Below are 12,792 nucleotides of genomic sequence, written 5' to 3' on the forward strand. Positions count from 1 at the left end.
TATGGACGTTACGCCCGTGTCATCCCCACTCGGCCGCCGAACCTTGCTGAGATCACCTCACTGACTACAGAGCCATGGGGTGTGCGCCGGTTCTTCGTCCGGGCACCAGACGGCAACGTGATCAACATCGCGCACCATCGGGGCTGAACCAGCGGCGCGGCCTGCGGATCGGCGATCAGCACGTGAGCGTCGGTTGCCGACATCACGCTCATTCGCTAACGCCGAAGACGCACCCACATGCCGCGATGCGCGCCACGCAGCGTCACGAGGGGCTGCGCTGATCGTGCCCGGACATGCTGATGTGAGTGTGCTGGCTCGCGGGCCCAACGAGCCGCAGGTGCGGGATACGATCTCGCGGATTCACCGGGAGTTGAGGAGCCGCACGTCGTGGATGCCGTTGAGCTCCGTCCGGGCGATCATCTGTTGGTTTCCTGCCAACCGCATCGTGCCGAGGTGGTGGGGGCTGACCGGTTCTATGTCTACGTGCGCTGGCCGTGGCGCCGGCCGGATCCCGAGTCGGCGTTCTGCTGGGACGGGACGCGTGCATTCGCCCGTGACCCGCAGCACCGTGACTTCGACCAGCTCTGGCGGCTTGACCCGCCACCCGCAGAGCTGCAAGAGGGTGACTTCTGCCAGGTCTTGATCCCGCCTACCGAGGTCGTCGTCACATGGTCCGCTCACTTCGATCCGCCGAAGGATACGGGCTGGCTTCCCCGTCCTACCGGAGCGCTGAACGTTGTTCCGATCTTCGGGGAGTGGCATCCACATGGGGAAGACGAAGAAGAGTCCGGTGAGGGTTTGTACCTCAACGACGCCGAGCCGCTGGAAATCGAGCGCCTGGGCCAGCTGCCATGAGAGTTCGCGCGTAACCAGCTGGCGTGCACGGATCTGCCGCGATGCGCGCCCCTGTCCGGGACGGTGAGGGACCCCACACGTCACTGACAAGGCCCGCGCACTGCCGAATCACCCTCTTAGGAATCAAGGCGGCCCGCAAGCGGGCCGCGCCGGCCCGGCCCCGGCCTGCTGGCGACCTCCGGCCGGCATCGGCCGGGCCGGCCGGCCACGCTTTGGGACGACACGATCAGAAGACCTCAGGGCTCCGCCCCGAACCCCGACCCTCCTCAGAGATGCCGCCCGCGGCTCACCTCGCCGGGCACCACAAGGGCTACCAGCCTCCCCGGACGGGGCCAAGGTCGTTCGTCCAGTAGGGCGCTCCACCTTGTCCCCGTCCGGGGAGGCTGGACGGTCTGGCGACTGCCCGACGAGGAGATCCGCTCAAGACTGGCGGCGCGCAAAGACGATCCCGCCGAGCGAACTTTCGGCCGAAGTGAGAGTCATCTGTGCCTCGACCGTGAACCCGCCTTCTTGCAGCCATGCCGCCACCTGAGCGGGCTGGCGACGGTGGACGTACACCTTCATCGGGTGGCCGCCGTAGCCCTGAGTCTTGAGCCGTGTTTCGTCACCGACGTGGAAGCTAAGCAGTAGCGGGCTACCGGGACGCATCACTCGTCGGAAGTGTGCGAAGACCGAGCCGACCTGGTCGTCGGGAATGTGGATCAGCGAATACCAGGCGACCAAGCCGGCGACCGAGCCCTCAGCCAGATCCAGGTCGGTCATGGAGCCCACCTCGAACCTCAGACCCGGGTGATCACGCTGAGCCACATCGATCATCCCCGGCGACAGGTCAATTCCGAAGGCGTCAACGCCGAGCTCATGCAGGTAGTACGGCAGCCGCCATTGGCTAGTTGACCAGGACGTATGCGCGGCTGAGTCGGGTGCGTTGGTGGAACCAGCGTGAGCGGGCTTGGTGGCGGCGGCGCCAGGTGCTCCAGTGGTGGGCGTGGTCGGGCGGTGTCGGTTGATGCTGCAGTCTGGCCAGGAGCCGTCGTGTTTCGGGGACGGTCAGGGGGATCAGGCCGGGGTCTGCTGGTGGGGCCTGGTCGGGGATGGCCGGTGGTGGGGCTTGGGTGTCGGTGCGGGCGCGGAGTTGGGCGGCGGCGACGGCGCAGATGGCCAGGGCTGCCATGACCAGCACGGTGTGCCGGCGGATCGCAGTGTGCAGGCGGGCTTGGCACTGGTCGAGACCGAACTGGTCCTTGCCGAACTCGAAGTCCTCCTCGACCGGCCACCGCAGTCCCGCGGCGCGGATCAGCCGAGTCATGGTCGTGGGTTGCCCCTCCGGCAGGTAGCAGTAGTGAAACGCCAGCTCACCGGTGCCCAGGTGCCGACGGACCAGCAGCAGGTGGCGGGGGCTGGCGGTGGCGATCTGCGCCCACGCGTACCACCGCTGTCCCTTCGACCCCGTGCCGGCGCTGCGTACCTCCCACTGGCGGGGGCCGACCAGCTGCTTGACGGCTTGTTGGCAGGTCAGCCGCACGCCGCCGCCCACATCGAGCAGGAACGTGCAGGCCACCCGCAGCACGTACGCCTGCTGTTGTTGTTCGAAGAACTCCCGCAACTGGGTGCAGCCCCCGTAGACCTCGTCGCCGCAGATCACGTCGAAGCGCACCCCGTCGGCGTACGCGTCCGTGCAGATGTCGATTGCCAGCTGCCCCTTGGTGCGGAACCGCAGGTCAGCCGGTAGGCCCATCGCCTGGGCGGTGTCCGGGTCGTCGATCTGCTCGGCGGGAATCCACTGCCGGGCACCGATCAACGCGTGCCCGACCTGCTCCCGCACGTACGACAGGTGCACCGTGTTGATGCCGTTGTCCACCCGACCCGCGCACCCCATGTACTGCCGCTTCACCCCACACGTGGCGGCGCCCCGCTTCTGCTGACCGGTCTCGTCCAACGCCCCCACCACCAGCCCCCGCCGCCGCCGTCGGGCTGCCGTGCCCAGCCCGTCGACCACGAACCGGCGCACCAGGCTCATCGCCTCGTCGCCGTCCCACACCGCCCGGTTCAGCAACCGCTGCGTCCGGTCCGGGCTACGGTCCCCGACGTGCTCCGCGATCGTCCACCCGTTGCGTTTCGGCAGGTCACTGGCCACCGCGGACACGTACCTCGTCGCCTGCTGCCAGGTCTGCGTCCGCACGAAACACGACCGCAGCCGCTCCAACAGCTCGGCCCGCCACCGTTGCACCCGCCGAGCCGCTATCCTGGCAGCCGCAGCCGCCCTCGATTTTGTTGTCTTCACACACACATGATCATCAGGGCGGCTGCACCCACCTCACCCGCCCCACCCGCGGCGTCCACCCTGGTCAGACAGCTAATGGCGGCTGCCGTAGTAGGCGGTGATGCGCCCTGATCCACAGCCCACGTCCACGACTGGACCACCACCGGCGGCCTGAACGAAGCCGGCGAACAAAGCCAGAGCCGCTCGTTCGTAGGGCGTTTCATCCAGGAAGTTGCGCAGGAGATCTGCATAACTATCAGCGACTGTGTCATACGAGGTGCGAGTGTCTGCCAACCAGCCCTTAACGCTCATCGCGGCAACACTAGATCAAGCACCATACGGGCCATCCACGGGCCAGTAACCGTGGCGCGCAGCGGTCATGAGGGGGCACGAGACGCAACCAGGACGGCCACCCGCCCCAGGCGTTTGGGGCATCACGGTCGGTTGAGCGCGCTCTTCCAAACTGACGGCTCGGGCGGATCAAGGCTCCCGCGTGGAGGAAGCGGCGGCTGCGGCGATCGCCTCCGCGACGCACTCATAGTCCTTGACCAGCGGGCCGACCAGGCGAGGTTCGGGCTCGACTGCCTCGACTAACCCACGCACCAGGTCGCGAATCCTGGCCTCCTGTGATCGCGGACGGATGCGAGGGTGCCGCCGATGGAAGCTGCGCCAACGGCGTAGGCCGACGTCGACGAGGCGCTCGCGATCATCGGGTGCGGCGATGGGACATCCCTGATCCCACAGGTCGGCCAACGCCGCCAATGCGACCGCACGAGCCGGTTCGGCCATCCTCGCCTCCCCGTTGCTTTCGATGAGCCATCGCGACCGTACAGCCATCCGTACAGCCAAGCCGGCCGGCAGTTATGGGTGACGAGCGGCGACAGCCGACAGGTCGAGCAGATCAGCGGCAGTAGCCGACGCCGGCCGACAGCAGTCCTGATCTTTGCAAGGCAGAGTCATGATGTACGCGTGGCGTGGAATGCGCGGGAGGCACTGGACTGCTGGCGCCGGCGCGGACCCGGAAAGGCAGCACGAGTTGGCTGGTCCCTCGCCTTCCTTGCTGGCTATGTGCTGTGGAGCTGGGGCGTGCACGACTGGGCCGATGCCCACGGCTACCGCGGATTGCTCGACGGATGGCGTCCGTGGTATTTCGCCGTCGCCGCCGTGACCTACTGGCCGCTCGCGTGCCTCCTCTGGTGGTCGATGTACCCGAGGGCAGGACTGCTTCCCTGGACGCGGGAGTGAGACGACCACCTAGCTAGGCTTACGGATCAGAGCGCCGGCCGGGCCACCCACGGGCCACAAGGTGGTGTCACCCAGGGCCAAACCAGGCCACGCGAGAGCGCTTCGAACAGGCGTAGAGGCCCACTTGCAGCCGATCTTGTGCGATTCCCAAGCTGACAGTGCGGGTTCGATTCCCGTCACCCGCTCCACGTAAAAGGCCCTGGCCAGGACGCAAGTCCCAGCCAGGGCCTTCGACTTTCCAGGGCCAGCGATCACGCCGCGTGCCCCGTGGCGTGCTGATCAAGGCGGCCCGCAAGCGGGCCGCGCCGGCCCGGCCTCGGCCTGCTGGCGACCTCCGGCCGGCATCGGCCGGGCCGGCCGGCCACGCTGCGGACGACAAGACCTTGAAGACCCCGCGGCTCCGCCCCGAACCCCGACCCTCCTCAAAGATCCGCCCCAAGCTGCCGAAAGCATCTTGCTCGATCTGGAGGTGTGCACGGCGGTGAGTAAACTTCCGCGTCATGCCCTCGGAGAACGTGACGGCCGACCCGGTGGAGCTGCACTACACCCTCACTTCGGACGACCTGCTTGACGGCTTTGCCGCCCAGAACCGCAGCATCTCGCGTCCATGGTATTTGCGGTGGCTGAGCACTCTCCTGACGGTTGGCGTGATCGCTGTCGTCTTCGTTTCCTCTGCGGTGTCCGGGGATGTGGCGGCAGGCACCGCTGCGATAGGTGCCGTCGTCGTGCTGGTCGTGGTGGTGCCCGTCGCTGTTGGGTTCACCTGCTGCTGCGCCCGCTCACCCACGGTTCTTGGATCTACCGGTTGCAGGTCCGGCAGATCATGCGCGGCAATCCCGCGCTGTCCCAGCCCATGCACGTCATGGTTACCGAGAGCGGCGTGCATTTCAGCAGCGCCACCGGACAGTCGACGACAAGTTGGGCTCAGTATCCGCTGCACGTCGAGACGGATCGGTCGTTCGCCCTGCTTGCATCGCAGCGGCGTGGCGGGGCAGTGCTCGTACTGCCGAAGCGGGGTCTCGACGCAGCGGGTTCAGCGACGCTGCGTTCGTTGCTCGCCGCCCACTCCCGCCGGCTTCCCTGACCGTTCCGATGCGCTCGGGTCCTGCGGGTACCAGCGGAGCTCGACGGTGTTGCCGTCCGGGTCGCGTACGTAGATCGAGGTGGCGCTGCCCCGCGCCCCGAACCGGGGCACCGGCCCGATCAGCACGTCGAACACGCCGGAGTCGATCACCTGCTGCCAGTCCAGCGGCTCGACCACCAGGCAGATGTGGTCGACGTTCGACTCGCCGCGCTCCCCGCCGACCAGGTCGATGATGGTCTCCGGGGTGATCCGTACCGAGGGGAAGGGGACCTCGCCGGCCCGCCACCGGTCGACCCGGACCGGTTCCAGCCCGAGCGTGCCGCAGTAGAAGGCGAGGGCGCGTTCGACGTCGGCGACGGTGAGCACCAGGTGGTCGAAGGCCGTCACCCGCACGGCGCCTACCTGGTCTCCAGCTCGTACGCCCGGCGCAGCCAGTCGGCGAACAGCGCCGGGTCGACCTCGTCGACGGTACGGAGCTTCACCGCGGCCATCTGCCGGGCGGCCAGGGTGAGCCGACCGGAGGGGTCGGCGACCTCCCGCCCGCGCCACAGTCCGAAGGTGACGTACGACGGATACGCCTTGAGCAGGCAGACCGGTCGCTGCCCCGGCCGCTCGCCGAGACTCCACGTCGGGTGACCGTGCCACATCGCGCCGGTGGCGTCCGGGAGGGCGGCGTCGATGACGGGCCGGAGCTTCTCGCCGATCTCCCGCTGCGGGGCGTCGAGGCCGGTCAAATAGTCGGTCACGGTGTTCATGGGACTCCTGTCGGTGCGGTTCGGGACGGCTCCAGACTCGTCCCGACGCCGATCCGGACCAAGCCCCGATGGGGCTACGATCGTTTACCCGGAGTCAACGGTGGGGGGCGGCTTGCTGGAGCGGTACGAGGTTGAGACGTTCCTGACCCTGGCCGGGGAGCTGCACTTCGGGCGTACCGCCGAACGCCTGCGGGTGACCACCGGCCGGGTCAGCCACGTGGTGAAGAAGCTGGAACGCCGGATCGGCGCGCCGCTCTTCGAGCGCACCAGCCGGGTCGTCCGCCTCACCCCGATCGGCACGCGGCTCGCCGACGACCTGCGCCCCCTGGTGGCCGGAATGGACGAGGCCGTACAGCGGGCGATCGAGGCCGGGCGGGGTGTCACCGGTGAGCTGCGGGTGGCGTTCCTCGGCGAGTGGACCGCCCCGGTGCTGCTCCGGGCGGTCAGCCTCTTCACCGAACGGCACCCGGACTGCGCGGTGCACGTGCACGAGGCGCAGCTCGCCTCCACCCGGTCGAGCCTGCTCGACGGCTCGATCGACGTGCTCATCGCCGCGTACCCCTTCGACGGCATGGCCAACGGCCCGGCGCTGCTCTCCGAGGGGCGGGCGCTCGCGGTGGCCGCCGGGCACCCGCTCGCCGGCGAGGCGTCGGTCTCCCTGGAGGTGCTCGCCGACCATCCGGTGGTGCAGTATCCGGCCGTGACCTCGGCCGAGTTCAAACGCGACCGTACGCCGGAGCGGACGCCGTCGGGGCGGCCGGTGCCGACGGGGCCGGTGGGCAACACATTCTCGGAGATGCTCTCCCTGGTGGCGATGGGCCGGGGCGTGCTGCCGGTCGGCGAGCACACCCGGCGGTACTACCCGCGTCCGGACGTGGCGTACGTGCCGGTCCACGACGCGCCGCCGATCCGGCGCGGTCCGGTGTGGCGGGAGACCAACACCACCGCCCGGGTACGCGAGTTCGTCCGGGCCGCGGTCGACGCGAATCCGCGACCGGCGGGCTGACGGCTGTCGTACCCGGCTGACAGCATCCGGCGCATGCGGGTGGAGGCGGAGATCCGGGGGCTGGTCGAGGCGCTGACGCCCGTCGACGAGGTGGAGGCGCGGCACCGGGCGGAGTGCCTGGCCTGGCTGGCCGGAACCGACGACATCTTCCGCCGGGCGAAGCCCCGCACCCCCTCCCCACACCTGGTGGCGTACTTCCTGCTGCACGACGAGGCGGACGGCAGCGTGCTGCTGGTCGACCACCGCAAGGCCGGGATGTGGCTGCCCAGCGGCGGTCACGTCGAGCCGGGCGAGCATCCGGCCGAGACCGTGCGCCGGGAGGTGGTGGAGGAGTTGGGCGTGCCGGCCGTCTTCGCGCCGCGCTTCGCCGAGCGCCCGGCCTTCCTCACCGTGACCGACACGGTCGGCGCGCCGGAGGACCGGCACACCGACGTCAGCCTCTGGTTCGTGCTCAGCGGCGGCCGGGACCAGAAGCTGATCCCCGACCCGGGCGAGTTCCGCGGCGTCCGCTGGTGGACGCCGCGGGAGGTGACGGACGCGGCCCCGGCGACGGTCGAACCGCACCTGGGCCGGATGCTGGCCAAGCTGCTCGCCTGATCCGGCCGGCCGCTCCGCCGAGGCCGTAGGCTGACGATCATGCGGATTGGCATCGTGATCCTCCCGGACCAGCGCTGGTCAGAGTCGCAGCGCCGCTGGCGGCAGGCCGACGAGTGGGGCTTCGACCACGCCTGGACGTACGACCACCTGGGCTGGCGGGACCTGGTCGACGGGCCGTGGTTCGACTCAACGACCACACTGACCGCCGCCGCGACGGTGACCTCCCGGATCCGGCTCGGCACGCTGGTGGCCTCGCCCAACTTCCGGCATCCGGCGGCCTTCGCCCGGCAGATCACCGCGCTCGACGACGTCTCGGGCGGGCGGGTGCTGCTCGGACTCGGCGCCGGCGGCATCGGTTTCGACTCGGCGGTGCTGGGCGGCGAGACGCTGCCCCCGCGGCAGCGGGTGGACCGGTTCGCCGAGTTCACCGAGCTGCTGGACCTGATCCTGCGCCAGGACGGGACGACCTGGCGTGGCGAGTGGTTCGCCGCCGTGGACGCCCGGAACAATCCGGGCTGCGTGCAGCAGCCCCGGGTACCGTTCGTGGTCGCCGCGAACGGGCCGCGCTCGATGCGACTGGTGGCCCGCTTCGGCCAGGGCTGGGTGACCACCGGTACGGGCGGCGACGACCTGGAGAGCTGGTGGTCCACGGTTGCGGAGGTCTCCGCCCGGATGGACGCGACGCTGGAGCGGGTGGGTCGCGACCCGGCCACCCTCGACCGCTACCTGTCCCTCGACGCCGCGCCGGTCTTCTCGCTGACCAGCGCGGACTTCTTCGCCGAGCAGGTGGGCCGGGCCGCCCGGCTCGGCTTCACCGACGTGGCCACGCACTGGCCCCGGGTCAGCAGCTGGTACGCGGGCGACGAGCAGGTCCTGGTCGACGTCGCCACCCGGCTCCTGCCGGAGCTGCGCCGCGCCTGAGGACGGGCGGGCTCAGGTGCCCAGGTCGCCGGCGCTGACGCCGCCGTCGCCGGCCGAGACCAGCCGGAAGCGGATGCAGACGATCTGCGTGTCGTCGGTGACCGGGATGCCCTGCCGCGCCCAGTAGGCGCCGTGGCCCTCCCGCCACTCCTCGATGGACCGGTCCCCCTCGCCTTCGGAGCGGGCGAAGTCCCAGGGCACGTCGGCGAAGCGGACCACCTCGACGCCGGTGACCTCGACGACCGCGACCAGCTCGTCGTGGTCGTCGACCAGGGCCAGCCGCTCGCCGACCTGCTCCAGCTCCTCGTTCTCCTGCGCGTACTCGCTGATCAGGCCGGCGGTCGCGGTCTTCACGCCGGCCAGCACCAGGGTGTTCAGCCTGGCGCGCAGCTCACCGGGCGTGCCGAGGGCGAGCGAGCGCAGTCCACCGATGCGGGGCCACATCCTGCCGAGGCTAGTCCCGGGTGATCCCCGGCGCCGACCGTTCGCTGATGGTGTCCGGCCCGCTGGCCCGCTCCGCCGAGTGCTGGGCCGGGTCTGCACCGCCGTCGAGGAGTTCGTCAGATGAGCTGTCCGGCGTAGCCGGCCGCCGCGAGCACCCGGTCGTCGCCGGTGGCCGCGTGCGCGTCGAGCACCGCGTCGGCCAGCTTCACCACGTGCGCGTCGCCGTGCCGGGCCGCCCGGGCGAAGACCTCCGCCGGGCCGCCGGGCGCGACCGCCGGCGGCGCTGCCGCGGCCGGTGCGGCGTACACCGAGGTGACGGCGGCCGTGGCCGACCAGGCCGCGGCGACGCTCGGCGCCCACGCCGCCGGGTCGAGGGCCGGCAGGGTACGCAGCACCGCGGTCGGCGCGGTCACCGTCGGATCGGGCGGGCGTGACCCGCTCAGGCGAGGAGGCGGGCGGCGTCGACCAGGGTGCGGACGTTCAGCTCGGCGGCCACTTCCGGCGGGCAGTCGGCGACCACCGCGGCGGTGCCGACCACCTCGGCGCCGCGGGCCGCGCAGAGGTCGTGCAGGGCGCGGAGTTGGGCGCCGGTGGCCACCCAGTCGTCCACCAGCAGCACCCGGTCGGCCGGGCCGAGGTGGCGGTCCCGGACGCCGAGGGTGACCCGTCGGCCCCGGAAGTCGGGCGGGCTCTGTGCCCAGCTCACCGCGCCGGCCGGGAGCCGCCCGTCGCCCACCTTGTACGCCGGCACGAAGCCCACCCCGAGCGCGGTGGCGGCCAGCGGTCCGAGCAGCAGCCCGGTCACCGCCGGGGCGAGCACCACGGTCGGGCGGGCCGGTCGGAAGGGCGCCACCAGGGCCGGACCGAGGGCGGCCAGCACCTCCGGGTCGCGCCACCAGCCGGAGACGTCACTGACCAGGTGGTCGCTTCCCGGACCCGGATCGACCCAGCGGAACAGCTCGGTCAGGCGTTCGCTCAGCACCGTCCCATCCTCGGACACCGACGCCAGGCGATGCCGCGCGAGTCGTGGCCAGCTACCTTTCCACCGATCGGTCAATGGGGGCAGGCCGATCGGCTACACGTACCAGGGTAAATGCGGGCATACCATCATGATCACGTTGACTTCGGAAGTACTTCTCTCGTTACGGTCCCAGCCGGTTTGTTCAGCTCACGAAAGGACCGGGCCGGTGGCTGGTAGGCACTTCCGTACCCGCAAGTTCTCGCCCGCCGGCATCGCGGCCACCGCGGCGGTCGGCGTGGTCCTCGCCGTCGGCGGCACCGTCGGCGCGGTCCAGCTCACCGCCGGCTCGGCCGCTCCCGAACCGGCCGTCGCCGAGGCCCTGCCCAGCAGCCTCGCGCCCAGCTCCGCGTCCCCTTCGCCCAGCGCCTCACCGAGCCTCAGCCCCTCGCCCACGGCCACCCCCAGCCCGAAGGCCACCCGGACCCAGGCCGCCTCCCGGAGCAAGGCCCGCACCGCCAGCCCGAAGCCGACCGCCACGGCGAGGAAGACCGCCGCGGCCGCCAAGGTCGTCGACAGCGGCTCCTGCGGCGCGTCCTTCTACGACGAGGGCCAGATGACCGCCAACGGGGAGACCTTCAACCCTGACGCGCTGACCGCCGCACACAAGACCCTGCCCTTCGACACGAAGGTCCGGGTGACCAACCCGGCCAACGGCAAGTCCGTCGTCGTCCGGATCAACGACCGCGGACCGTACGTCGACGGCCGCTGCCTGGACCTGTCCCGGGCCGCGTTCCAGGCGATCGCCTCCGTGGACCTCGGCGAGGTGACCGTCAAGTACGAGGTGCTGGGCTGACCGCGAGCGACGGCGATCGGGTCGGCGGGGCGATCCGGCCGGCCAGAACATCCTCGGACGACGGGCCAGGTTCATTCACCCGTTCACGTCGATCGGGCATGCTGTCCCGTGTACGTACGAAACCCTTCCAGTCGGGCCGCGGCCCGCTGAGCCCCGGATCCCGCGCCGGCCTCGGCGCGGCCCTCGCGCTGCTCGCGCTCGTCTCCGCCGTGGAACTGGCCGACGGCCGGCCGGCGCACTACGTGGCGCTGATGGTCGCCGCACCCTTCCTCGCCGCCGCGCTGGCCTCCTGGCGGGTGGTGCTCGGAGTGGGCGTCCTCGCCACCCTCATCGGCGCCGGCTTCGCCCTCGCCGAGCGGACCATGTCGCTGGTCACCGCGGTCAACGTCGCCGGGATCGCGCTGGCCACCGCGATCGCCGCCGCCGTCGCCTCGGTACGCCAGCGGCAGGCCGAGCAGATCGCCGAGCTGTCGAAGCTGGCGACGGTGGCCCAGCAGGCGGTGCTCCGGCCGCTCGGCCCCCAGGTGGGCACCCTGGCGGTGGCCGCACGCTACATCTCCTCGACCGCCACCGCCGAGATCGGCGGTGACCTCTACGAGGCGATGGACACCCCGTACGGCGTCCGCTTGATCATCGGCGACGTCCGGGGGAAGGGCCTCGACGCGGTCCGCCTGGCCAGCATCGTGCTCGGCTCGTACCGGCACGTCGCGTACGAGCGGGCCGACCTGCGGGCCGTGGTGACCGACCTGGACCGGGCGGTGGCCCGCAACGTTGGCGACGAGGACTTCGTCACCGCCGCGCTGGTCGAGGAGCGGGGCGGCACCCTCACCATCGTCAACTGTGGACACCCGTCGCCGCTGCTGCTGCGCCGGGGAGCGGTGATCCCGCTCGAACCGCCCGCGCCCGCGCCCCCGCTCGGGTTCATGCCGGTCGTCCGCCCCCGGGTGGAACGGCTGGAGCCGGGTGACCGACTGCTGCTCTTCACCGACGGCCTCGGCGAGGCCCGCCGGGACGGCGAGTTCTTCCCGACGGCCGACCGGGCCTGGCGGCTGCTCGGCCACGGCACGGTCGCCGACGGGCTGGCCTCGCTGGAGACCGCGCTGGTCGAGTGGGTGCACGGCCGGTTGGACGACGACATCGCCCTGGTGCTGATGGAGTACACCGGGCCGCGCAGCGGCCCGACCGCCGCCGTGCCGAGCTGGGAGGTCGGCGCGGCCGAGAGCTGACGACCGGTGTCGATCGGCCCACTCACCGGCCGCCGGGCTCAGCCCTCCGACAGCTCGTCGGTGGCCCGCCGGCCCGCCTCGCCGGCCCGGCGCAGGAAGTCGGCGATCACGTCGAGCTGGGTCTCGTCGTACCCGGCGCAGAGCTCGTCCATCGAGGCGTTCATGCCGGCGTACAGGCCGTACAGCTCGGCGTTGCGCTCGCGCAGCGCCCGGACGGTGACCGAGCGGCGGTCCTGGGCATCCGGGTCCCGCTCCCGGACGATCCAGCCGCCGCGCTGGAGCCGGTCGAGGATGCCGGTCATGGTCGCCGGGTGCAGCCCGGCCCGCCGGGCCAGCGCGCCGGGGCTGAGCGGTCCGTGCCGGGCGATCAGGTCGAGGCAGTCCAGGTCCACGTCGCGCAGCGACAGGCGTACGCCGACGTGGTGGTTGAGGAGCGCGAGCTGGTTGTTCAGCTCGCGCATCGCCTCCTTGATCCGGGTTGCCGTCCGGCGGCGGCGGCGGGCGCCCTCAGATTCTACGGAACCCATATTGTTTGATCCTCGTATTAACTGTTACGGTTTCCATATCTTACGAGGTTCGACCGCC

16 protein-coding genes are annotated in these 12,792 nt (G+C 71.0%); 6 read left to right on the top strand and 10 right to left on the bottom strand.

Translation table 11 applies throughout. The annotated features are described in order from the left end of the window. The first annotated feature begins 387 nt into the window (after nucleotides 1-387). Nucleotides 388-855: a hypothetical protein gene (locus ACFOYX_RS01925; protein ID WP_322441502.1), complete on the top strand. Its 468-nt coding sequence runs from the start codon at nucleotides 388-390 to the stop codon at nucleotides 853-855. Nucleotides 856-1,275: 420 nt separating this feature from the next. Here ACFOYX_RS01925 and ACFOYX_RS01930 read toward each other — a convergent pair whose 3' ends face one another. The 6 genes from ACFOYX_RS01930 to ACFOYX_RS01955 form a co-directional block, all read right to left on the bottom strand. After that, nucleotides 1,276-1,731 (bottom strand): class I SAM-dependent methyltransferase, encoded by a 456-nt coding sequence (locus ACFOYX_RS01930; protein WP_322475108.1) that lies wholly within the window; start codon nucleotides 1,729-1,731, stop codon nucleotides 1,276-1,278. Between the two features lie 10 nt (nucleotides 1,732-1,741). Further along, entirely contained in the window at nucleotides 1,742-3,082 is a 1,341-nt protein-coding gene (locus ACFOYX_RS01935; protein WP_322441501.1) for an IS701 family transposase, read from the bottom strand. A 126-nt stretch (nucleotides 3,083-3,208) separates the two neighbouring features. Next, nucleotides 3,209-3,427 (bottom strand): hypothetical protein, encoded by a 219-nt coding sequence (locus tag ACFOYX_RS01940; RefSeq protein WP_322441500.1) that lies wholly within the window; start codon nucleotides 3,425-3,427, stop codon nucleotides 3,209-3,211. Nucleotides 3,428-3,595: 168 nt separating this feature from the next. After that, on the bottom strand, nucleotides 3,596-3,904 hold the full coding sequence (locus tag ACFOYX_RS01945) for a hypothetical protein (protein ID WP_322441499.1): 309 nt from the start codon (nucleotides 3,902-3,904) through the stop codon (nucleotides 3,596-3,598). Nucleotides 3,905-5,393: 1,489 nt separating this feature from the next. Beyond that, the gene (locus tag ACFOYX_RS01950; protein ID WP_322441498.1) at nucleotides 5,394-5,837 is read right to left on the bottom strand and encodes a VOC family protein; all 444 of its coding nucleotides are present in this window, start codon (nucleotides 5,835-5,837) and stop codon (nucleotides 5,394-5,396) included. Nucleotides 5,838-5,842: 5 nt separating this feature from the next. After that, a complete protein-coding gene (locus ACFOYX_RS01955) occupies nucleotides 5,843-6,199 on the bottom strand; it encodes a DUF1801 domain-containing protein (RefSeq protein ID WP_322441497.1) in 357 nt (118 codons plus the stop codon). Between the two features lie 112 nt (nucleotides 6,200-6,311). On the opposite strand from ACFOYX_RS01955, the gene ACFOYX_RS01960 reads away from it, so the two are divergent. Genes ACFOYX_RS01960 through ACFOYX_RS01970 form a run of 3 tightly spaced genes read left to right on the top strand, consistent with a single transcriptional unit; the run spans nucleotide 6,312 to nucleotide 8,723 of the window. Then, nucleotides 6,312-7,205, top strand: a complete 894-nt coding sequence (locus ACFOYX_RS01960; protein ID WP_322441507.1) for a LysR family transcriptional regulator — start codon at nucleotides 6,312-6,314, stop codon at nucleotides 7,203-7,205. A 33-nt stretch (nucleotides 7,206-7,238) separates the two neighbouring features. Further along, entirely contained in the window at nucleotides 7,239-7,802 is a 564-nt protein-coding gene (locus ACFOYX_RS01965) for an NUDIX hydrolase (protein ID WP_236647415.1), read from the top strand. A gap of 39 nt (nucleotides 7,803-7,841) precedes the next feature. Beyond that, nucleotides 7,842-8,723, top strand: coding sequence for an LLM class flavin-dependent oxidoreductase (locus ACFOYX_RS01970; protein ID WP_322441496.1), 882 nt, complete (start codon nucleotides 7,842-7,844; stop codon nucleotides 8,721-8,723). A 12-nt stretch (nucleotides 8,724-8,735) separates the two neighbouring features. Here ACFOYX_RS01970 and ACFOYX_RS01975 read toward each other — a convergent pair whose 3' ends face one another. From ACFOYX_RS01975 to ACFOYX_RS01985, 3 genes are all read right to left on the bottom strand, one after another. Beyond that, entirely contained in the window at nucleotides 8,736-9,167 is a 432-nt protein-coding gene (locus ACFOYX_RS01975) for an ASCH domain-containing protein (protein ID WP_322441495.1), read from the bottom strand. A gap of 116 nt (nucleotides 9,168-9,283) precedes the next feature. Beyond that, a complete protein-coding gene (locus tag ACFOYX_RS01980) occupies nucleotides 9,284-9,580 on the bottom strand; it encodes a hypothetical protein (protein ID WP_322441494.1) in 297 nt (98 codons plus the stop codon). Nucleotides 9,581-9,606: 26 nt separating this feature from the next. Beyond that, the gene (locus tag ACFOYX_RS01985; RefSeq protein ID WP_322441493.1) at nucleotides 9,607-10,149 is read right to left on the bottom strand and encodes a phosphoribosyltransferase family protein; all 543 of its coding nucleotides are present in this window, start codon (nucleotides 10,147-10,149) and stop codon (nucleotides 9,607-9,609) included. 205 nt (nucleotides 10,150-10,354) lie between these two features. Here ACFOYX_RS01985 and ACFOYX_RS01990 point away from each other — a divergent pair, with 205 nt between their 5' ends. Then, complete coding sequence (locus ACFOYX_RS01990) at nucleotides 10,355-10,981, top strand: septal ring lytic transglycosylase RlpA family protein (RefSeq protein ID WP_322441492.1); 627 nt, start codon at nucleotides 10,355-10,357, stop codon at nucleotides 10,979-10,981. A gap of 98 nt (nucleotides 10,982-11,079) precedes the next feature. Then, the gene (locus tag ACFOYX_RS01995) at nucleotides 11,080-12,207 is read left to right on the top strand and encodes a PP2C family protein-serine/threonine phosphatase (RefSeq protein WP_109801169.1); all 1,128 of its coding nucleotides are present in this window, start codon (nucleotides 11,080-11,082) and stop codon (nucleotides 12,205-12,207) included. 38 nt (nucleotides 12,208-12,245) lie between these two features. Here the strand turns inward: ACFOYX_RS01995 and ACFOYX_RS02000 are convergent, their stop codons facing one another. Next, nucleotides 12,246-12,734, bottom strand: coding sequence for a MarR family transcriptional regulator (locus ACFOYX_RS02000; protein WP_322441491.1), 489 nt, complete (start codon nucleotides 12,732-12,734; stop codon nucleotides 12,246-12,248). Nucleotides 12,735-12,792 lie beyond the last annotated feature (58 nt).

This window comes from Micromonospora sp. GCM10011541, from assembly GCF_042650725.1.
GTDB lineage: Bacteria > Actinomycetota > Actinomycetes > Mycobacteriales > Micromonosporaceae > Micromonospora > Micromonospora sicca.

What these genes read in the sequence shown, in the direction of transcription:
- ACFOYX_RS01955 (WP_322441497.1), bottom strand. Translation starts at nt 6,199, where the DNA reads ATGAACACCGTGACCGACTATTTGACCGGCCTCGACGCCCCGCAGCGG.
- ACFOYX_RS01945 (WP_322441499.1), bottom strand. Translation starts at nt 3,904, where the DNA reads ATGGCCGAACCGGCTCGTGCGGTCGCATTGGCGGCGTTGGCCGACCTG.
- ACFOYX_RS01975 (WP_322441495.1), bottom strand. Translation starts at nt 9,167, where the DNA reads ATGTGGCCCCGCATCGGTGGACTGCGCTCGCTCGCCCTCGGCACGCCC.
- ACFOYX_RS01995 (WP_109801169.1), top strand. Translation starts at nt 11,080, where the DNA reads ATGCTGTCCCGTGTACGTACGAAACCCTTCCAGTCGGGCCGCGGCCCG.
- ACFOYX_RS01940 (WP_322441500.1), bottom strand. Translation starts at nt 3,427, where the DNA reads ATGAGCGTTAAGGGCTGGTTGGCAGACACTCGCACCTCGTATGACACA.
- ACFOYX_RS01965 (WP_236647415.1), top strand. Translation starts at nt 7,239, where the DNA reads ATGCGGGTGGAGGCGGAGATCCGGGGGCTGGTCGAGGCGCTGACGCCC.
- ACFOYX_RS01970 (WP_322441496.1), top strand. Translation starts at nt 7,842, where the DNA reads ATGCGGATTGGCATCGTGATCCTCCCGGACCAGCGCTGGTCAGAGTCG.
- ACFOYX_RS02000 (WP_322441491.1), bottom strand. Translation starts at nt 12,734, where the DNA reads ATGGGTTCCGTAGAATCTGAGGGCGCCCGCCGCCGCCGCCGGACGGCA.